We start from the raw sequence: 20103 nt of genomic DNA on the forward strand, positions 1-20103 counted from the left end.
GGATCCACGCGCGTCGCGGAGACTGGCGTCACGGTGCTTCGCGCCGCCTGAAGCCGCGGTCGTGCCCGACGTCCCGTGTGCTCCGCTGATACTGCCATGACGCGAGCGCAATGGCCGTCGCGACAATGGGTTCCGGCTTGAGGGGCAGCATGCGGTGCGACCTCCAGGCAAGAGGTGAGCGTTCTATATATAGTCGGATCAAAAGATTTCTTTGGTCGGCGTTAGGGTGTCCCAAAAATTGACTCTTGCGCGGAGGGGTCGATTTTTGCTCTAGGAGAGTAGGGGTTCGATGTGAAAGTCGAACACCGAGCCGTTCGCGAACGGCAGTGCTCAGCGACTCGAGGGCTCCTGAGTGCGATGCGAGTCAGCTCACTCGATAACGTGGTCAGCTGACTCGATAAACGTGGTCAGTGACTCGATAACGTGGTCAGCTGACTGAGCGCGGTGGTCAGCACACATCACGACTCGGCCACCTGACTGATTCAGTCGGCCACTTGACCGAGTCGGTTGGACAGGCGATGTGACGCATCGGCCACCTTGCCGAGCGGCGCGTGCAGCTGACCGTGCGCCTCGGCCACCTCACGAGTCGGTCTCGCCACCTCGCTGATCCGCGCGGCCAGGCGAGCGAGAGACGTGGTCAGCGCATCGGGCAGCTCGGCCACTTCATCGGGCAACTCGGCCACTTCATCGTGCCGCGCCGCCACTCGACCAGACGTGACGGCCAGCTCACCGAACGGAGTGGTCAGCTCACCTGGCGGCGCGGTTAGGCGACCGAGCGAGTCGGCCACCTGATCGTACCGGCACGCCAGCTGACGAGGCGCCGTGGTCAGGCGACGCGGCGACGCCGCCACTCGAGTGAACCAGCTCGCCACTTGACGAAGCGCCTCGGCCATCTGAGCGATCCGGCCGGCCACTTCATTGTACCGAAAAGATACCGGAAGATGCCTCACGATTCGCCGCCGCGATGGACGCACGCGGCCGCGCGGTTCTCCTCGTTGCGTCCACTACCATATAGACAGGAGACGTGTTATGAAAAACCGGGAAGAAGCCGTCCTCGAGACGCTGCGCGGGGCGGATCGTGGTCCGAGTCATCGTCAGGCGAGTCGGTAGAGCCCGAGAGTTCGCGTGTGACTAAGACTCGGCAGCAGGAGTGAGCTTTAACCGCTGCGTCCCTTGTTCCTACGCGCGCGTGTTTCGGTGATGGGACGCCGAGTCCCAGAGCTGAACACTCGTGTCGCGTTCCGGCGAGATCGCGAGCTCGGTAACGCTCGTTGAGACAACAGCTTGAGGCCGGGGCGCCGTTGGCATACGGGCTGCTCTCCGTCGGGTCGTTCTCAGTCCGAACCCCCCAGCCTCTCTCGCCGTGGATTCTCTCCTCAACGACGTCCGGTTCGCGTTCCGTACGCTGCTCAAGCAGCCTGCCTTTACCGCCGCCGTCGTCGCGACGCTCGCGCTCGCGATCGGCGCGAGTACGGCAATCTTCAGCGTTGTCGAAGCCACGCTGCTCCGCTCGCTGCCGTTCCGGACACCTGAGCGACTCGCCTTTCTCTGGGGCGTGGCCGGGCCGGGGCGCGCCGTGCGCGGGGCTTCCGTGATCGAGGTGCAGGATTGGGCGCGGCGCACCCATACCCTCCAGAACATCGCGATCTACGATGAGACGTCGCTCAACCTGCGCACGACCGAAGGCGCGGATCGCGTCCAGGCGGAAATGGTTTCGGCGTCCTTCTTCCCGATGCTCGGAGCGAGCGCGCAGCGCGGTCGCGTCTTCACGCCGGACCAGGATCGCGTTCCAGACGCCCATGCCGTCGCGGTCATCAGCGATGCGATGTGGACGACGCGCTTCGCCCGCGACCCGCAGATCGTCGGCCGTAATGTGGTTCTGAACGAGACGCCGTTCACCATCATCGGCGTGATGCAGCCGTGGTTTAGAGGTCTCTCATTCGATACCGACGTCTGGTTCCCGGCGATGATGGCCCACGTCGCCGGGGCACCGACCGATCTGACCGACCGTGGTACGCGGTGGTTGGGCGCGGTCGGGCGGCTCGAGGACGGCGTGTCGATGACGACGGCGCAGGCGGACATGGACCGGGTCGCAGGCGAGCTGGCGGCAGAATTCCCGCGCAGCAACCATGATCGGGGCGTGCAGCTCTCGTCCCTCCGCACGTCGTATCTGGGCTCGACCGAGACGGTGTTCCTCGCTGTCTTCGCCGCTGTTTCACTGCTCCTTCTCATTGCCTGTGCAAACGTCGTTGGACTTCAGCTCGTCCGCGCCTCCGGTCGCCGCCGCGAATTCGCGCTGCGCATTGCCATTGGCGCCGACCGCGGCCGACTCATTCAGCAGCTGACGGTGGAAGGCCTGGTCATCGCGCTTGCGTCGGCGATCGTCGGATTGATCGTCGCGCAGTACGCGCTGCAGGCACTCATTGCCCTCTCGCCGCCGGGGCTGCTGCCTAACTATGCGACGCCGACGATCGACGTCGTCGCGTTCGCCTTCGCGTTCGTGGTCGCGGTTGGATGTGGTGTGGTCTTCGGTTTGGTCCCAGCCATTCGGAGCGCGCGGGTGAGTCTTACCGAGTCCCTCAAAGAAGGGGCCCGTGGCTCGGCGACGAGCACGGGAGGCGGCCGTCGTCTCGGTGCGCAACAGTTCCTCGTCGTCGGCGAGACGGCGATTTCTTTGTTACTCCTCGTTGGAGCAGGATTGTACGTTCGGAGTCTAGCGAATCAGTTAGCGGTGTCGCCGGGCTTCGACCCGCAGAACGTTCTTCGCGCCCGCTTTTCCTTTCCGAGCAGCTATTCGTCCGAAGCGCGGCTGCAGTTCCTCGATCGCCTGCAGGCGCGTCTCACAGCGCTGCCCTCCGTGCGTGCTGTTGCATTCGCGTCCGACATGCCGCTCGCCGGATCGACGGATGCGTCATTCATCTACATCATCGACGCCAATCAGTCGGTTCGGTACTATCGCCATGCGGTGACGCCCGACTACTTCTCGACGCTTCACGTGCGACTGGTCGCCGGACGAACGTTCACGCCTAACGATCGTGCGGGGATGCCGCTCGTTGTCGTGATCAACGAAGCGACGGCGCGCCGTTTCTGGCCTGGCCAGCAGCCGGTCGGCAAGACCATTCGTCTTGGCAGCGATTCCGCGCCACCGGCCACGATCGTCGGCGTGGTCGGCGATGTGCGGCAGCGCGACCTCACGACCGCGCTCACGACGAGCGAGCCCGACGTCTATCTGCCGCTCGCTCAGCGTGCGTCGTCCAGCATCCATGTCGCCATTCGTGCCGATCGCGCTCCCGAAGCGCTCGTTGCGCCCGTCAGGCACGAACTGGCGAGGCTCGATCCAACGATCTCGCTCTTCGGCATTCAGACGCTCGAGTCGCTGCTCACTCGTCAGACGGCATCGGGTCGCTTCGCGTCCACGGTGCTCGGCGTCTTCGGCATCGCGGCGCTGCTCCTCACGGGGATCGGTCTGTATGGGGTTCTCGCCTTCACCGTCGCGCTTCGTCGGCGTGAGATCGGCATTCGGATGGCGCTAGGCGCGACGAACCAACGGGTCTCGCGTGTCATCGTGAGCCAGGGATTGCGACTTGTCCTCATCGGCGTCATGGCCGGCGTAGTCGCGTCGTTGCTTCTCACCCGCTGGATCGCGAGCCAGCTGTACGGTATCACCGCGCATGACCCGGCCGTGTTTGCTGCCGTTCCGTTGACGATGCTGGGCGTCGCCGCGCTCGCGAGCTGGTTGCCCGCACGACGCGCCGCACAGGTCGACCCGCAGATTGCGCTCCGCTCCGAGTAGGTTTGCCCAGTCGTTAGTAGACGCTCATCCGGCACCCAGGGGCAGCGGAATTTGTCCCAGCCGCCCCGATTCTGAAACTTCCTGCTTTGCGGAATCGATCTACCCTGGTGACGCCCTCGGCCCAACCCCGAGCGCGGGCCGAGTGTCCAACGACCAATCGTTGGACGACACCAGACGTTGAGATAATCGATGCGGAACGTGAAGCTGGCGCTGCGGACCCTGTTCCGAGCCCCGTTCGTCACCATTGTCGCGATCCTGTCACTCGCCCTGGGCATCGGGGCGAACGCGGCCATCTACTCCCTCTTCGACCAAATCCTGCTCCAGCCGCTTCCCGTAGCGCAGCCCGATCGACTCGTCAATTTCGTCGGCCCCGGTCCCCAGTATGGCTCGAACTCCTGCAATTCGGCCGGCGACTGCGACGAAGTGTTCTCGTATCCGATGTTCCGCGATCTCGAGCGAGCGAAGACCGCCTTCAGCGGCATCGCGGGACACTTCCTGTTCGGCGCCAACGTCGCGATGGCGGGGAAGACGGCGATCAACGGGCGTGGCGTGTTCGTCTCCGGATCGTATTTCCCGTTGCTCGGCATCCGCCCCGCGGTCGGCCGGCTGCTGACGCCTAACGACGACCAGACTGTCGGGGCCCACTATGTCGTCGTGCTGAGCTACGACTACTGGGCGAACCAGCTCGGCGCCGACCCCAGCGTCGCTGGGCGGCAGCTCCAGGTGAACGGCCACCCGATGACGATTCTCGGCGTGGCGCCCGAAGGGTTCTTCGGTACGACGAAAGGCGAGCGGCCGTACGTCTTCGTGCCGATCACGATGCGGGCGGTGATGAACACCGGCTTCACCGGCTTCGAGGATCGGACAAGCTATTGGATCTATCTCTTCGGGCGGCTCAAGCCCGGTGCCACCATCGCGCAGGGCTCGGCGTCGATCAACACCGTCTACTCGCACCTCATCAACGATATCGAGGTGCCGTTGCAGAAAGGGATGAGCGCGAAGACGCTCGCACAGTTCAAGGCGAAGAAGCTCGTTCTCAACGATGGCCGGAAGGGGCAGAGCTCGATGATACGGACGTCGCGGACGCCGCTCACACTCCTCTTCTCGATCACCGCGATCGTCCTGTTGATCGCGTGCGCGAACATCGCGAACCTGTTGTTGGCGCGCGCGGCGAACCGCACGATGGAGATGGCGGTGCGGCTCTCGTTAGGTGCGACGCGCCGGCAGCTCATCGTGCAGGTGCTCACCGAGTCCGTGCTGCTAGCGATCCTCGGCGGCCTGGCGAGCGTGCTCGTGGCGCACTGGACGCTCGTGGGGATTACGGCGATGCTGCCACCGCAGGAAGGCGTCAACATGCAGCTTCAGTTGAGCGTGCCCGTGCTGGTCTTCACGGCGTTGGTGTCGCTCGCAACGGGACTCGCCTTCGGCATCGTACCGGCGCTGCAAAGCACGCGTCCCGACCTTGTGACGGAGCTGCGCAACAATTCCGGGAAGCTCACCGGAGGTCGCGGCGCCGCGCGATTCCGCAGCAGCCTCGTGACCGCGCAGATCGCGCTCTCGATGGCGCTCCTCATCGCGGCGGGGCTGTTCATCGAGAGTCTGCGCAACATCAGCCGCGTGGACCTCGGGATCAGGATCGACAACGTGGTGTCGTTCGCGATCTCGCCCGGCAAGAATGCGTACGACTCGGTGCGTACCGCCACACTGTACGCGCGTGTTGGGGAGGAGCTGGCAGCACTGCCCGGCGTCTCTGGGGTCACGTCCGCAACCGTGCCGTTGCTCGCCGGCAGCAATTGGGGAACGAGCGTGTCGGTCGAAGGCTTTCACAAGGATCTCGACACCGATGCCGGGTCGCGCTTCAACGTCGTCGGCCCCGACTACTTTCACGTCATCGGCGTGCCGCTCGTCGCCGGCCGTGATTTCACCGCTGCTGACAACGCGAACGGCCTTCGCGTGGCGATCGTGAACGAGGCATTCGCCAAGAAATTCAATCTAGGCGTAAACGCCGTCGGCAAACGTCTCTCCGTTGGTAATGATTCGCTCAACGTAACAATTGTCGGCCTGGCGAAGGACGCCAAGTACTCGCAGGTGAAGGACAAGATCCCTCCGGTGTTTGTGCAGCCTTACCGTCAGATGGGAAGCATGGGCCAGATGTATTTCTATGTCCGGAGTACGCTGCCAACCGAGCAGCTTCTTCAGGCGATTCCGAGAGTCATCAAGAAGCTCGATGCGAATCTCCCGGTCGAGTCGTTGACGACCCTACCGCAGCAGGTGCGGAACAACGTGTTCCTGGATCGGATGATCAGCACCCTCTCCGCAGCGTTCGCGGTGCTGGCAACGCTCCTCGCCGCGGTCGGACTCTACGGCGTGCTCGCCTATTCCGTCGCGCAGCGTACGCGCGAGATCGGGGTGCGGATGGCGTTAGGCGCGACCGCGGGTGCCGTCAGCCGCATGGTGCTGCGGCAGGTGGGAATCATGACGCTGATCGGCGGCGTGGTCGGCATCGCGGGCGCGATCGTGTTGGGCAGAGGGGCGCAGTCGCTGCTCTATGAGCTCAAGGGCTGGGATCCGATGGTGATCGCGCTCTCCGCTATCCTGCTGACGCTGGTCGCCCTCGGCGCGGCGCTGGTCCCTGCGCTTCGCGCCTCGCATGTCGATCCGATGCAAGCGTTGCGATACGAGTAACGAATCAATGCGGCTCCCTAGCCGCGCAGCGCTATTGTGGGATCCACACGCGCCGCGCGCCAGGATGGAATCAGCGCCGCCGTCAACGCGATGGCAAGCAATGCGAGTGATACACCGACGAACGTCGCCGGATCGCCCGCGGTCACGCGATACAGCATCGCCGTCAGCAATCGTGCGAACAGCGATCCGCCCACCACCCCGAACACGATGCCCACCATCGTCAGCTTCACGGCGCCGGCGGCGATCTGCATGAGGATGTCGGCCCGACGAGCGCCCAGTGCGATGCGCACGCCGATCTCCCGCCTCCGCTGCGCCACGCCGTAGGCGATCAGGCCGTACAAACCGACCGCCGCGATCGTCATCGTCACGATCGCCAGGACGGCGAGCACGCCCGCCATCATCGTGAACGCCGAGACGTGTCGCGCCTGCATCTCGATCATCGTCATCATGTCACCGACGGCGACGCTCGGTTCGGTGCGCGCGACGACGCTCCGAACCGCGTCGCGCATCGCTGCCGGGTCGCCATCCGTCCACACCGCGACCGACGCGTATGAGCTCGGCGACTGATAGATCGACCGGTACACGGTATTTCGCAGTGGCTCGTCGAGCCCACCGTGATACACGTTCGACGCGACGCCCACGACCGTCCACTGTGCGTCGCCGATCACCACCACTCGGCCGATGGCGCTCTCGTGCGGCCATATCGCGTTCGCCATGTAGCGGTTGACGACGATCGCGCGCTGCGCCGTCGGCGACGCTTCGTCCTGCGCGCCGATCATTCGCCCTTCCTCGATGTGCATGCCGGCGGCTTCCGCGTAGCCAGGTGTGACATGCTGATCGTTCGCGCTCAACCCATGTCCGTTCGGTTCAGGCGGTCGGCTTGGAATCCGGAACAACACCCCCGAGTAGTTGTTGCTCAACGGCGTCGTCGACGTGACGCCCCCTGCGCGAATACCGGGCTCTCCGTGGAGATTCGCGTTGAGCCGTCGATAGAAATCGACCTGCGCCGAATCGTTCATCTGTAGCGGCAGTGTCAGGTGCATCACCAGCGCGTGGTCGAGCCGTACTCCCGCATCACCGCGAATCATGTTGCGCACACTGCGCGTGAGTAACGTTGCGCCGGTGAGCAATACGAGCGCGATGCTCACCTCGAGCACGATGAGCGTTGCTCGAACGCGCGTGCTCCGCACGCCACCCGTGCTCGCGCGTCCTCCCTCCGATAGCAAACCGGCGAGATTGACGCGTGTCGCGCGCAGTACCGGCAGTGCGGCGAACGCCATCGTCGCCAGGACCGCGGCCGCGAACGCGAACGCCAATGTGCGTCCGTCGAGTCCGAGCCGCGCCCATCCCGGGATGAACGCGGAGAAATTCGCGGGGATTGCATCGCGCATCGCGTGCACGCCCCACCATGCGAGCGCCGCGCCGGCCGCACCGGCGACGAGCGACAACAGCAGTGATTCGGCGAGCAGATGGCGCGCGAGACGCCAGCGGCGCACGCCGAGTGCGGTGCGCAGTGCCAATTCGTGGCGGCGCGCTGCGAGACGCGACAGCGCGAGGTTCGCGGCGCTCATGCAGGCCGCGAGAAACACGAGAAACGCGGCGATCGCAGAAATCTGCACGAGAATCGAGACGTCATCGGTATGATAGGCGGCGATTGGACGCGCGCGCAGCACCCAACCGCTGTCGGTCTTCGGCGATTCGCGCACCAACTGCGCGCCGATGGTGTTCACTTCGGCCGCTGCCTTGGCAAACGACGTCCCCGGCGCAATCCGCGCGAAGACGTCGTAATACCGCGACGCGTAATTCGAGGCGTCCTCGGCCCGGAGGGCATGCGGCATATATACGTCTGCTGCAGTCGGAAAGATCACGTCCTTGCCAAGTACGCCGGTCACGGTGAACGGTCGCTCGCCGAGCGTGATCGTGGAATCGACTACTCCACGGCTGCCACCGAACCGTCGCTGCCAGAGGTCATATGAGAGTATTACAAAGTCCGGCGCGCCAACGTGACCCGCCTCTCTGGGGAATCCGCGTCCCATGGCGAACGGGGCTTCGATCGTCTCGAAAGCGTTCGGGGAGACTTCGAATCCCTTGAGTGCCTCGCTTCCGTTCGACGAGCGCAGCGCAACGCTCGAATTGGACACGCCGATCGCGATGATCGACGGCGCGCGAGTCTCGAGCGCTGCGAGCGCCGCGGGCGATGTCTGCGTGCAGTCGACACCGCACGACGCGTTGGCTTGCGTGATCCAGAGCAGGCGGTCCGATGGCAGACGGGGGAACGGGTTGTGGATGGCGAGGGAGAAACTGTAGACCGCCGACGCCGCGCCGATGCCCATTGCCAGCGTGCTCACCACGGCCGCCGCGTAGAGCGGACTACGCGTAATCGCGCGCAGTCCGTGGCGGACGTCCTGCTCGAGCTGCTCGAGCCATGTCCATTGCCACACGTCGCGCACTGTCTCGCTCACGTTGGTCATGTTGCCGAATCTCCGTTTGCCGAAAACGCGTGGCGGCATGGGCGCGATAGTAGAGGCTCTACCACTGACGGTAGACGCTCTACCAACGGTCGTCCGCGGCGGCAGGTTTCAACGGTCCAACGGCCCCGTTGACATGGGCTTCACCGCCACCCGATGGGGGCGGTCAAGGGAGCGCTTCAACTTCCAATGCCCATTGACTTCCGGGACCAAGTTGTAGACACTCTACTTAACGTAATGTAGGCCGTCTACATACACGCATGCCAAGTAAAGATCCCGCGACCTCACGCCTCGAGGTGCTTCAGGGCACGCTCGACTTCATCGTGCTCCAGGCGCTGCGCTGGGGACCATGCCACGGCTACGGCCTCCTCCATCTCATTCGCTCGCAGTCGCAGAATGTGCTCCAGGTCGAGACGGGCTCCCTCTATCCCGCTCTCCAGCGCCTGATGCGTCAGGGCGCGATCACCCCTGAATGGGGTGTATCGGACAAGGATCGGCGAGTTCGCATGTACAAGCTCACGGCAAAAGGACGGAAGCGACTGGCCGCCGAGCGATCGCGGTGGGAACAACTGAGTCAGGCGATTGCGGGCATGATGCTCCCGCCGGCTAAGGAAGAACGATGAGCACTCCCCTCACGCGTCGCGATGCGATTCGCATCCTTGGTGCCGGCGCCGGCATGGCCGCGGTTGGCGCGACCTATCGTGACTTATACGCCGCGACCCAAAATCGAACAATCATCCGCACAATCCACGAAGACATCCCGCCCGATCGTCTCACCGGCATAACGCTCGTTCACGAGCACCTGTCGCTATCGAGCCGCGACGGGTCCCCGATGTTTTACGACGACGTCGGGCTGATTGCCGACGAAGTGAAGGCGTGCGCGAATGACGGGGTCAGCTGCATCGTTGACACGGGCAACGCCGACCTCGGTCGCAAGATCGATTCGCTTCGAACCATCGCGACTCGATCCGGCATGCACATCGTGGCATCGGGCGGCCGATATCGGAAAGTGCGCTATCCACCAGATGTGTTCCAGAAGACGGCCGATCAGATCGCCGACGACCTCGTCGAGCAAGCAAATTTGGAACGCTGGGGGGCGCTCGGCGAAATCGGGACGAGCGTGGATGTTCCCACGGATCCCGTCGAGCGCAAAGTGCTACAAGCCGTGGCGAAGGCGCATGCGCGGACCGGGCTGCCGATCATCACGCACGTGGATAACGGCTGCGCGCAGTGCGCGCTCGATCAGGTCGACATCTTCGAGGCGGCCGGCGCGGATCTCCATCATGTCGTGATTGGCCATTTGAACGACATCAAAGATCAACCGACGGTCGTCCCCATCGCGATTGCTAAGCGCGGCGCCTACCTCGGCTTCGATCATTCCGGCAGACCAGACGATCCCCGTCTCGACGAATACGTTCGAACGCTTCGTGCAATCATCGATGCCGGTTTCACCGATCGCATTTGCCTATCGTCGGACTTTGGCAATGCGAAATATTTGCGAAGGAATGGCGGACCGGGCATCGACATGATCATGACCACGATCGTGCCCAAGCTCCGGCGAGCCGGAGTTCCCGACAACACGCTGCATACGATTCTCGTCGAGAACCCGCGGCGCGTTCTCGCATTTGAGCCAAAGGCCGCGTAGGACAACTGACCGGAGCATCCATGCGGATCTCGCTTTTCGTCGCCGTCGCTGTCGTCGCATACGGCGCGTTGGCTTCGCGCGGTGACGCGCAGCAGGCGCGAGCAGCATCGGGCCGGGCACCAGGCGCCACCTTTCGCGACTGCGATGACTGTCCTGAGATGGTCGTCGTCGGCGCCGGTCATTTCGTGATGGGTTCGTCGAGCGAGGAAAAGACGTGGGCGGCATCGCACGGCGGTAACCTGGCGTCCGTCGCGGACGAGGCTCCGCAGCACGACGTTCGGATCAAATCATTTGCCATTGGCAAGTTCCCAGTCACGCGCGGCGAGTATGCGCTCTTCGCCCGTGCGACCGGCCACGCGTACGCCGATGGCTGCGGTTACGATGGCGCGAAGTGGGATAAGCGTCCGACCGCGACATGGGAGTCGCCTGGCTATGCGCAGACGGATCGCGATCCGGTAGTCTGCGTGAGCTGGAATGATGCGCGCGCGTACGTCGACTGGCTCAACACCAAGTTCCGTCGCGAATCCGTGAACGACGGCTCGGGCCCTTATCGGCTGCCGACGGAAGCCGAATGGGAGTATGCCGCGCGCGCAGGAACGACGACGCGATTCTGGTGGGGCGACGCCGAGGAAGCGGCGAACTATGCGTGGTACGCTTCAAACGCCGGAGGCGCGACGCACGCTGTCGGGACGCGGACGGCGAATCCCTTCGGCCTCTTCGACATGAGCGGCAACGTTTGGCAGTGGACGCAGGACTGCTACGAAGACAGCTACGCTGGTGCCCCGAGCGATGGCGCATCGGTGGAGCGGCCGGCGCCGTGCCTGCGCGTGGACCGCGGCGGCTCGTGGCACCAGCCCGCGTGGCTGCTTCGGCCGGCCGCGCGCGAGCGAAATCCGGAAGATTATCGTTACGCCATGCTCGGATTCCGCGTGGCGCGTTCAGAACGATGACGGGACTTTGTCACGCTTGCGCTCCCCTAGAGCGCTTGTACTCGATGACCCCGCTCACGGATCCATCAGTGCACGACGCATATTGATAGGTCTCCTATTCTGCCCGGACGGCGATCACCGGATCGACTCCAGTCGCGCGCCACATGGGAATGACGCACGCGACAACCGCGACTGCGAGCAACAAAACGGCGCCCGCGCTAAAGGCGAATGGATCGAGGCGCGGCACGCCGTACAGCACGCCCTCAATGAGCCGCGTGCCCGCCACCCCGCCGATGAGTCCGACGACGATACCGATCACGGCGAGCCGCAGCCCGTCGCCGACGACGAGCCGCGCAATCGACGCGCGCGTCGCGCCTAACGTCATCCGGACACCGATCTCGCGCGTGCGCTGGGCGACGCTGTACGAGATCACACCGAAGAGACCAATCGCGGCGAGCAGGACGCCGAGCGACGCGAAGATGATCATGATCCGCATCGCGAACCGCGGCTCGGCGGCGGTCTGATCGATCTTGTCGCGCACGCTCTCGATCACGGGCTTGGAGCCCGACGGCTGTATCGACGCTGCGAGGTGCGCCAGCGATTCCGCCGAGGAGTTGTTTGACAGCCTAACGTACAGCGTTACCATGCCGGGAGCGTTCGGGCCGATCGGTTGATAAAGCCGCGGCTGAGGCGCCGGCACGAGCAGGTTGTCGACGACGTCCGGCACGACGCCAATGACGGTCATCCAATCTTTCAGAAATCCTATTGGACGCGAGTTGCGGAATCGGCGACCGAGCGGACTCCCGTGGGGCGCGAGCATACGTGCGAGTGTGGTGTTGACGATCACCTCGTTGCCCGATCGCGACCCGTCGTCGAAGATCCGGCCAGCGAGGAGCGGAATGCCGAGGACAGTGAAATAGTCGGCATCAACGTTATCCACGCCAATTGGCAAAGGCGCTTGATTGACGGTCGCCCGATCCGGCGTCTGGAGAGTCGCGAACACGCCGTGTCCACCGTCGTCCACCGTGATACGTTGCGCTCCGGGGATGGCCTTGGCGCGCTCGCGCACCAGATCGACCAGCGACGCCTGCTGTGCCGCCGCCGGCATTCGCGGCGGGCGAAAGGAGACCGAGTACAATCCGCCGGCATCGAAGCCGAGCTGCTTCGCTTCCAGAGTATACAACGCATGCGTGAGGAGCAGCGCGCCAACCAGCAGGGTGGTCGACAGGCCGATTTCGCCGATGACGAGTGCGCCACGCAGGCGACGTCCGGCCATCGCCGTGCCTGACGAGTTGGCGCGCAACGCAAGACCCGGATCTCGTCGCGCGTTGCGCAGCGCGGAAGCGAGGCCGATCGCCAGTCCCGCGCCGATCGCCAAGAGCGCCGTCAGGGAGATGACGCTATCCTCGTTAGGCCCGGCCGCGAGTGCAGCGAGCGTCTGCGGCCGCGCCGCTTGCATCACGTGCAGTCCGATCCATGCGACGGCTGTCGCGAAGGCGCCGCCGATCACGGCGATGACGAGCGTTTCGGTGACGAGCTGCCTGACGAGTCGCCACCGGCTGGCGCCCAACGCGTGCCGAACGGCGATCTCGCGTTGGCGTGCGGCGCCGCGGGCGAGCAGCAGGTGCGCGACGTTCGTGCACGCGACGAGCAGCAAGAGCGCGACGGCGCCGGTGAGCATCGCCAGTGCGCCGCGAAACGAGAGCATGTCCTGTGGACGCTGGAGGCGCATGTGATAGCGCATGTCACGCCACCAGGACGAATCGGTCGCTGCACGAGTCAGAATGCCCGCGAGCTCCTCGGTCGCCGCATCACGTGGGACGCCGGGTTTGAGCCGCACCGCCACGGCATCGACGAGATCATCATCGTAAGGCACCCAGATGTCGATGCGTCCGTCCCTGGCGTCCGGCAGCGTTACCGAGGACGGCATCACGCCGATGATCGTGCGCGAATCTCCGTTGAGCTTGACGACGCTGCCGATGACGCTGGTCGACGCGCCGAACTGCTGCCGCCACATGTCCTCGCCGAGCATAGCCACGACGCCCGGCCCGTTCGGCCTTGCGTCCTCGGCGGCAAAGCTCCGCCCGATCACAGGATGCGCGCCCGCGAGCGGGAGGAAATCCGTATCGATGATCGCCACATGCACCGGAATCGTATCGGGCGCGGTACCGAGCATGCCGAGCCGGAAGTGGAAGGCAGCCGCGACCTCGATCGATCGAGACTCCTTTCGGAACGCGTCGACCACGTGGGCAGAGAAGGGTGATGCCAGCTGGCGCTCGGGGACGTCGAACAGCCGGCGGAAGACGAACACGCGCGATGCATCTGGATAGCGGATCGGCCTAACGATCAACCGGTCGGCGACGCGGAACACGGCCGTCGTCGCGCCGACGCCGAGAGCAATCGTGAGGAGCGCGACCGTCGTCCAGCCGGGCGTGCGGCCTAACGAGCGAAGCGTGTAGCGAATATCGGCGCGCACGCCCTCGAGGACATCTGCGTTGCGCGCGTGCGTTGCGCGCACCTTGCCGAGCTCGACGCACTCCTCGCGGGCAGCGTCGACGTCGCCGAGTCGTGCCGCGACGGCGCGGCGGGCTTCGTCTTCGGTCATGCCGCGCGCGACGAACTCTTCGACGCGCATGTCGGCGTGGAAGCGGAGCTCATCGTCGACGTCGCCACGGATATCGGGACGCCAGAAACGGAGATAGCGGCGCCAAGGTGGAGTTTTCGTCATGTGCGAAGCGGTGGGGCTTCGAGCGCAGTGAACACGGCGTTGGCGAAGCGCGTCCAGGTCGCCGTCTCGAGCCGAAGCTGTGCGCGCCCCTTGGAGGTGAGCGTGTAGTACTTCGCGCGGCGATTGTTCTCGGACGCGCCCCACTCGGCGGCGATCCAGCCACGCGTCTCGAGGCGGTGGAGGGCAGGGTAGAGCGAGCCTTCTTCGATGCGCAGGACGTCGTCGGTGGACTGCTCGATCCATCGCGCGACAGCGTAGCCGTGACTCGGCCCCCAACTCACGGCTTTGAGGATCAGGAGATCGAGTGTCCCGCGCAGAACTTCGACGTTATGCGGCTGGGCCATTGTCCCATAGGGTTTCTATGTGTAGAGGTTGGTCGATCTCACGTAGAAACGCAAGGGGAGGCAACAACGCCGCCGTCTAACTGAAAGAAGCCAACCGGATCGACTACGCCGGTGCTTCTGATCGCGTGCGACGAGCGGCGACCAGTCCGAAGCCAGCGGCCAGCAGACAGACAACACCGCCGAACACGATCGGAGCTCGGCCGCCGGCAACGTCCGCGAGCCATCCGCAGAGCGGTCCGCCAATGAGTCCAGTGCCGGCGACGAACACGGTTTGAAGCGCGAGCAGACGTCCCTGCAACTCGCGCTTCGTACCGACCTGCACGATCGCGGTCGTCGATGTCATGTAGAGAATACTCGCCATGCCAACGAGAAACGCCGCCGGCATAGCCGTCGCGATCCCGCGCGTGGCCGACAGCAGCAACATCGCGATCCCCATCGAGGCTGCGCCGAAAACGATCTGCGAGAGCTGCACCTTGCCGCGCCGCGCTATGATCAGCGCGCTCACGACGGCACCAACGCTGAAGATTGAATAGAGAATCGTGAACACGCCTTCGCTCCGGTGCAGCGATCGCGTGACGAACAGCGGCAGCGTGACGTTGAAGTTGTACGAGAGCGTGCCGATGGCCGCGAGCATGCTGAAGCTGATCCACAACATCGGCGTCGCGAGAATGTATCGAATGCCTTCGCGGACCTCGCCCTTTGCGCGCGGTGGCGCAGGCGTGCGGTGCAGCTCGTCCGGATTCATGACCCACACGCAGTAAAGCACGGCCACGTAGGTGCTCGCGTCGATCGCGAAGCACCATCCATAGCCAAGCGTCACTGCGAGCAACCCGGCGAGCGCAGGCCCGAAGACGCGTGAGATGTTCACAATGGTGCTGTACAAGACGATGGCGTTCGGAAGATCCGTCTCTGGCACCATCTCGCTGACGAACGAGCGACGCAGCGGATTGTCGAGCGACAGCACCATGCCGCCGGCGGCCGCGAGCCCATAGAGTCCCACGAGCGGCGGGTGCGGAAGAAACGCGAGCACCGCGAGACCGACCGACTGCATCATCTCGAGCGCTTGCGTCGCGAGCAATGCGCGGCGCTTGTCGACACGGTCGGCGATCGCGCCACCGAAAGGCGAGAGAAAGAGGATCGGACCGTACTGACATGCCAAGACGCCGCCGACCGCCAACCCGCTCGACGTTAGGCGAAGCACGAGCAGCACGAGCGCGACGTTGGTGAGCCAGTTGCCGGTATTCGAGATCGACTGCCCGATGAAGAACAGCCGAAAGTTCCGGTTTCTGAGCGAGATGAAAGTCTTGCGCAGAGGGGTAGAGGGCAGAGGGTGGAGAGTAGAGGGCGTGGGACAGAGGGCGCGTGGGGCAGAGGGCGTGGGGCAGAGAGTAGAGGGTGGGGTTTCTACTCTCTACTCTCTACACTCAACTCTCCCCACTCAACTCTCTACCCTCCACCCTCTACCCTCTACCTCTACCCTCCCGGCCATGACCTCACATGACTCCGATCAGGCCCTGCTCGTGATGGACGTCCAGTCCGGCGTCGTCGTGCGCATTCCCGATGGCGACGCGTACGTCGCACGGGTACGCTCGGCAGTTGAATTTGCGCGCAGGCGCCGGATTCCCGTCATCTACGTGGTCGTCGGCTTCCGGGCCGGCGCGCCCGAGGTGAGCACGCGGAACAAGGCGTTCAGCAACGCGCTCAAGCAGGGCGCCACGTTTCCCGACGCGCAACCAGTGATCAGGCCGGAAGACGGCGACGTCGTCGTGGTGAAGCGACGCGTCAGCGCATTCACGGGCAGCGATCTCGAGGTCGTGCTGCGCGCGAAGAACATCCAGCATCTCGTGCTCACGGGAATCGCGACGGGCGGTGTGGTGCTCTCCACACTCCGCGAGGCGGCCGACAAGGACTATCGGCTCACTGTCCTCTCGGATCTGTGCGCGGATTCAGACGCGGAAGTGCACAATGTTCTAATCAACAAGATATTCCCGCGTCAGGCGGACGTCGTGAGCTCGGCAGAGTGGATGATCGGGTAGAGGGCAGAGGCCAGAGGGTAGAGGGTAGAGGTGTCTACCCTCCGCCCTTAACCCTAGCGGCGCGACCCCGCACTAGAACAACTGCTGAACTAGAGGCTCAGCATCCGTCATGAGCGCTTGCTCGTGACTCGCAATAGCGGCGTCATTGTCGGGTGTAGAGCCAGGCGCTGCTTGCGCCTCCCTGGACGAGCAGGAGCTGCGATCCGGCGAGCATCCCGCGGTATACCCTTGTGTCCGACCTCATGAGAAGCGAATCCGCTGTCAGCGTCCAAGCTCCGAAGTCTGCCGTAGCTTCGTTAGGCGCTCCTGGTGTCGCGGGGAAGCTGTCCACCCGAGAATACAAAAACACGCCATTGCTCTGAAGGGTCACCGAACTCCGGACGACGAACGCCCCGTCATCAGAAGTCGGAATCGCGCGTCCGTCGATGGTGGCGAGCGCGTAAGTGCCAACAGGACTTGTCGCCTCGCTTGGACTGAGGCAGGCCGTCAGTAGTGCCATCACGATCACAGCTCGCATCGTCAGCGCCCCACGTCGCCAGGTTTTGACCGTTCGGCACGGTGGTGGTTCGGAGAATGCTTCAGCAAATGAGGTGCCCAACTAAAGCCTTCTCTCGAGTTGTTGCTCCCTGTCCGTCTCATGCGATTTGCAAAATTGGCGCGAAGCGTGCGGTCGAAGTTAGCAACTCCTCGCCTAACGCTAAGCCATGGGCCCAGCCCGACCGCCGCAACGCACGCATCGTACAAACGTGACTCCAACACGTTGGCTAACGAGCGGCGCGTGGGTGGCCCTTCTTCTGCATGCCGTGGTCGGCGTAGCCGCACTTGGGCTCGCGCAGCGCGCATGGATGGGCGGGCGGGTTCTGCCTGCATCGGTAACGGGACGCGCGGCACGGGACGTGGGCGATAGCGGTGTCTTCGCCTCGCCTGTTTTGCCGCGCAACGTGCGCTCTACAATTCCGCATGCCGACGCCGAGTCGGCGGCGGTGGCGATGGGATACTGGGAAGCACCGTCAGTCCAGGACCTGACGGTGCGGTATTTCAGGGAGATTCCGACCGAGCGCCGCCATTTCTGCGGGCGGTCTTACTATGTGCGCCCCGTCATCGCAATGCCGGATAGGACGGTGGTGAATTCCAACATTGGCAACGACTGGGCGATGTGGGCGGCGACATGGGTCGTGCCCATCTGCGACGATGCGGGGCGAGTTCGAACGTCCGTGCATTTTTCGGATATCCGGTCGGGGCTCCGAGTGATCCTTGGCGACGGGCCGGGCGATGTCCCCGTTCTGGTTCCCGCGCCGCGGACATTTCCCCACATCGGACTTTGGCACGCGCGGTTCTTCCCCGATTGGGAGCGCGGTATCGGCATGACACCGGAGACGGCCGTCGGCGTGGCGGTGACTTGGCTCCGAGGCACCGGAGCGCGCGTGGCGGAGGTGCCGGAGGCGTTCACGATCATCGCGGCTCCCGAAGTGTCGCCCACGCACTCATCGCGGCCCTTCGCTTCGACGCCGCAGTGCGCCCGCTGGCGGCTCGCGACTCTGACTTGCCGGCGATTGTTCACTCGCGCAAGCCTTCGAATCCGGAATTTCGGTGGACCACGCTCCGTGTCATCGAACCGATCAGGTTCGAGACTGCGCGAACACTGCGGCGGCGTGCCGCCGCGCAACCATCAGCAACCAACTTAAAAAGATACTGAACATGGTCGGCCGGCCTTTGCAGAATTCAATGCGGCAGAGATGGGAGGCCATGCCATCGCGCCGTCGGTCGTTCCGGATCCACCGCGCGTCGCGCACGCGTGCGTGCCCCGGTCGCCTCACAGTTAGGCATCGATCCCTAACGAGGCATTGACAGAGTTGACCTCGGGTCGTAGAGTTGAGCACTCTCAGATGCCATGATGCTCGGGGCGCGCCGCAGAGAGCTTTCAGGTCGCCCATGCCCCGGGCGGAGCAAATCGCGAAACCGGCTGAGGGGGATGCCACGACGACGGCACCCCTCAGCCGCTTTTGTTTTCCCATCGTCGGTATCCGGCCGCAGGCCCGGAGGAACGAATGAACTGGAGTGGACCGAAGCACCTCATGCGCCTCGCAGCGGTGGCGCCACTCGCGGTCTCGGTCGCGACGCTCTTCGCGTGTTCCGAGCGGCCCACCGACCCGTCGAGCTTTCCGTCTGTCGCGCGCGCCGATGCTGTTGCCGACCGGTTAGGCAATGACCGTTTCGACGGTGCCGCGACCACACTCGCCTGGGAGCAAACCACCCGCGACCTCGTCGCGAATCGTAAAGCAACGCCGATAAACGCCGTGCGCTTGTACGCGCTGCACAGCCTCGCCGTCTATGCCGCGGTGGTCGCCGTCCAGGACGGCGACAACGACGACGCCGACGATCAGGGTGGTGGGCGCGCGGCGTTCGAAGCCCGACGCGGCGCGATTGGCGGCGCATCGGCGCAACTCCTCTCCGCCCTGTCTCCGCCCGATGCACCCGCGCTCGAAGCGCAGCTCGCTGCTTCGGGGCGAGATGCGTCCGGTCGCACGTCTCCGCAGTTCACGCGTGGCGTGAGCGTCGGACGAGGAGTGGGTGCCGTGCTGATCGCCTGGGCGAATAACGACGGATTCTCGTTGGCGTGGAACGAGAGCATGCGAAACGCGTCGGGACCCGGCATCTGGGAGGGAGCCCCAGCAGTAGGAACAGTTCCCCGGCCGGCGCCGGCCGGTTATCAATTCCCCACGATGACGCCCTACTTCTTGACAGCGTTAGGCGGTCACACGGCGCAGAGCCAGTTCCGGTCGTCACCACCGCCCGCGTTCTCGATGGCGCTGGGTAGCCCGTACAGGATTGCCCTCGACGAGGTGAGAGCGATCTCCGATACTCGAACGCTGGAGCAGACCGACATCGCTTACTTCTGGAATCTCGCGGCGGGCACGATGACGGCGCTCGGCTATTGGGATAATCAGGCTGCGTCGTTCATCGAATCGCGCGGGCTCGACGAGCAATCCGCGTCGCACCTGTTCGCTCTCTTGAATGCCGCGGCGATGGACGCGACGATCGGCTGCTGGGAGGCGAAGGTCCATTACTTCATGCTGCGTCCGTCCATGGCGGATCCGTTGATCACGCGGCCGACGCTCGAGCGGCCGAATGGGCCACCTGCTTTCCCGTACACACTACCGAACCATCCGTCATATCCTTCGGGACACTCCTGCGTCTCGTCTGCCGCGGCCACGGTGCTCTCGCAATACTTCCCGGATCAGGCCGCGCAGCTCCAAGCGCAGGTAATCCAAGCGGGATTGTCGCGCATCTATGGCGGCATCCATTACCGGTTCGACGTCGAGGCGGGACAGGTGCTTGGCCGCTCGACCGCGGAATGGGCGATGGCCTATGACCGTCGGCACGGTCTCCTCGCGGCCATTGGACTCGGTGGACACAAGGAGGGCGGGGACGACGGCCGCGAATGACGGCCGATAACTAATGTGCGAGCGAATGC

14 protein-coding genes are annotated in these 20103 nt (G+C 64.4%); 8 read left to right on the top strand and 6 right to left on the bottom strand.

All coding sequences use genetic code 11. The features are described from left to right. Nucleotides 1-28 precede the first annotated feature (28 nt). Nucleotides 29-151: a hypothetical protein gene (locus VGH98_08760; GenBank protein ID HEY2376050.1), complete on the bottom strand. Its 123-nt coding sequence runs from the start codon at nucleotides 149-151 to the stop codon at nucleotides 29-31. Nucleotides 152-482: 331 nt separating this feature from the next. After that, entirely contained in the window at nucleotides 483-950 is a 468-nt protein-coding gene (locus VGH98_08765) for a hypothetical protein (protein HEY2376051.1), read from the bottom strand. A gap of 413 nt (nucleotides 951-1363) precedes the next feature. On the opposite strand from VGH98_08765, the gene VGH98_08770 reads away from it, so the two are divergent. Both VGH98_08770 and VGH98_08775 read left to right on the top strand, forming a co-directional pair. Then, a complete protein-coding gene (locus tag VGH98_08770) occupies nucleotides 1364-3793 on the top strand; it encodes an ABC transporter permease (protein ID HEY2376052.1) in 2430 nt (809 codons plus the stop codon). Nucleotides 3794-3982: 189 nt separating this feature from the next. Next, complete coding sequence (locus VGH98_08775) at nucleotides 3983-6478, top strand: ABC transporter permease (protein ID HEY2376053.1); 2496 nt, start codon at nucleotides 3983-3985, stop codon at nucleotides 6476-6478. Between the two features lie 17 nt (nucleotides 6479-6495). Here the strand turns inward: VGH98_08775 and VGH98_08780 are convergent, their stop codons facing one another. Continuing rightward, nucleotides 6496-8988 carry an ADOP family duplicated permease gene (locus tag VGH98_08780; protein HEY2376054.1) on the bottom strand — a complete coding sequence of 831 codons (2493 nt, stop codon included), beginning with the start codon at nucleotides 8986-8988 and terminating at the stop codon, nucleotides 6496-6498. A 218-nt stretch (nucleotides 8989-9206) separates the two neighbouring features. Here VGH98_08780 and VGH98_08785 point away from each other — a divergent pair, with 218 nt between their 5' ends. From VGH98_08785 to VGH98_08795, 3 genes are read left to right on the top strand one after another with little or no spacing between them, the layout of a single operon-like run. Next, the gene (locus VGH98_08785; protein HEY2376055.1) at nucleotides 9207-9569 is read left to right on the top strand and encodes a PadR family transcriptional regulator; all 363 of its coding nucleotides are present in this window, start codon (nucleotides 9207-9209) and stop codon (nucleotides 9567-9569) included. Next, nucleotides 9566-10591, top strand: a complete 1026-nt coding sequence (locus VGH98_08790; GenBank protein ID HEY2376056.1) for a hypothetical protein — start codon at nucleotides 9566-9568, stop codon at nucleotides 10589-10591. Before VGH98_08785 ends, VGH98_08790 begins: the two co-directional genes overlap by 4 nt. 20 nt (nucleotides 10592-10611) lie before the next feature. Beyond that, nucleotides 10612-11541 carry a formylglycine-generating enzyme family protein gene (locus VGH98_08795; GenBank protein HEY2376057.1) on the top strand — a complete coding sequence of 310 codons (930 nt, stop codon included), beginning with the start codon at nucleotides 10612-10614 and terminating at the stop codon, nucleotides 11539-11541. 94 nt (nucleotides 11542-11635) lie between these two features. Here VGH98_08795 and VGH98_08800 read toward each other — a convergent pair whose 3' ends face one another. The 3 genes from VGH98_08800 to VGH98_08810 all read right to left on the bottom strand — a co-directional run bounded on the left by VGH98_08800 (nucleotide 11636) and on the right by VGH98_08810 (nucleotide 15919). Beyond that, nucleotides 11636-14248 carry an ADOP family duplicated permease gene (locus VGH98_08800; GenBank protein ID HEY2376058.1) on the bottom strand — a complete coding sequence of 871 codons (2613 nt, stop codon included), beginning with the start codon at nucleotides 14246-14248 and terminating at the stop codon, nucleotides 11636-11638. Next, entirely contained in the window at nucleotides 14245-14592 is a 348-nt protein-coding gene (locus tag VGH98_08805) for a PadR family transcriptional regulator (GenBank protein ID HEY2376059.1), read from the bottom strand. Before VGH98_08805 ends, VGH98_08800 begins: the two co-directional genes overlap by 4 nt. A 103-nt stretch (nucleotides 14593-14695) precedes the next feature. Further along, nucleotides 14696-15919 carry an MFS transporter gene (locus tag VGH98_08810; GenBank protein ID HEY2376060.1) on the bottom strand — a complete coding sequence of 408 codons (1224 nt, stop codon included), beginning with the start codon at nucleotides 15917-15919 and terminating at the stop codon, nucleotides 14696-14698. A gap of 160 nt (nucleotides 15920-16079) precedes the next feature. Here VGH98_08810 and VGH98_08815 point away from each other — a divergent pair, with 160 nt between their 5' ends. The 3 genes from VGH98_08815 to VGH98_08825 all read left to right on the top strand — a co-directional run bounded on the left by VGH98_08815 (nucleotide 16080) and on the right by VGH98_08825 (nucleotide 20074). Continuing rightward, entirely contained in the window at nucleotides 16080-16628 is a 549-nt protein-coding gene (locus tag VGH98_08815) for a cysteine hydrolase (protein ID HEY2376061.1), read from the top strand. A 746-nt stretch (nucleotides 16629-17374) separates the two neighbouring features. Beyond that, complete coding sequence (locus VGH98_08820; GenBank protein HEY2376062.1) at nucleotides 17375-18313, top strand: hypothetical protein; 939 nt, start codon at nucleotides 17375-17377, stop codon at nucleotides 18311-18313. A gap of 363 nt (nucleotides 18314-18676) precedes the next feature. Continuing rightward, complete coding sequence (locus tag VGH98_08825; protein ID HEY2376063.1) at nucleotides 18677-20074, top strand: vanadium-dependent haloperoxidase; 1398 nt, start codon at nucleotides 18677-18679, stop codon at nucleotides 20072-20074. The last annotated feature ends 29 nt before the right edge of the window (nucleotides 20075-20103 follow it).

It is taken from the genome of Gemmatimonadaceae bacterium (genome assembly GCA_036496605.1).
Classification (GTDB): domain Bacteria; phylum Gemmatimonadota; class Gemmatimonadetes; order Gemmatimonadales; family Gemmatimonadaceae; genus AG2.

Coding starts and splice junctions, on each gene's coding strand:
- VGH98_08760 (HEY2376050.1), bottom strand. CDS start 151: ATGCTGCCCCTCAAGCCGGAACCCATTGTCGCGACGGCCATTGCGCTC.
- VGH98_08775 (HEY2376053.1), top strand. CDS start 3,983: ATGCGGAACGTGAAGCTGGCGCTGCGGACCCTGTTCCGAGCCCCGTTC.
- VGH98_08780 (HEY2376054.1), bottom strand. CDS start 8,988: ATGCCGCCACGCGTTTTCGGCAAACGGAGATTCGGCAACATGACCAAC.
- VGH98_08785 (HEY2376055.1), top strand. CDS start 9,207: ATGCCAAGTAAAGATCCCGCGACCTCACGCCTCGAGGTGCTTCAGGGC.
- VGH98_08790 (HEY2376056.1), top strand. CDS start 9,566: ATGAGCACTCCCCTCACGCGTCGCGATGCGATTCGCATCCTTGGTGCC.
- VGH98_08795 (HEY2376057.1), top strand. CDS start 10,612: ATGCGGATCTCGCTTTTCGTCGCCGTCGCTGTCGTCGCATACGGCGCG.
- VGH98_08800 (HEY2376058.1), bottom strand. CDS start 14,248: ATGACGAAAACTCCACCTTGGCGCCGCTATCTCCGTTTCTGGCGTCCC.
- VGH98_08805 (HEY2376059.1), bottom strand. CDS start 14,592: ATGGCCCAGCCGCATAACGTCGAAGTTCTGCGCGGGACACTCGATCTC.
- VGH98_08815 (HEY2376061.1), top strand. CDS start 16,080: ATGACCTCACATGACTCCGATCAGGCCCTGCTCGTGATGGACGTCCAG.
- VGH98_08825 (HEY2376063.1), top strand. CDS start 18,677: ATGAACTGGAGTGGACCGAAGCACCTCATGCGCCTCGCAGCGGTGGCG.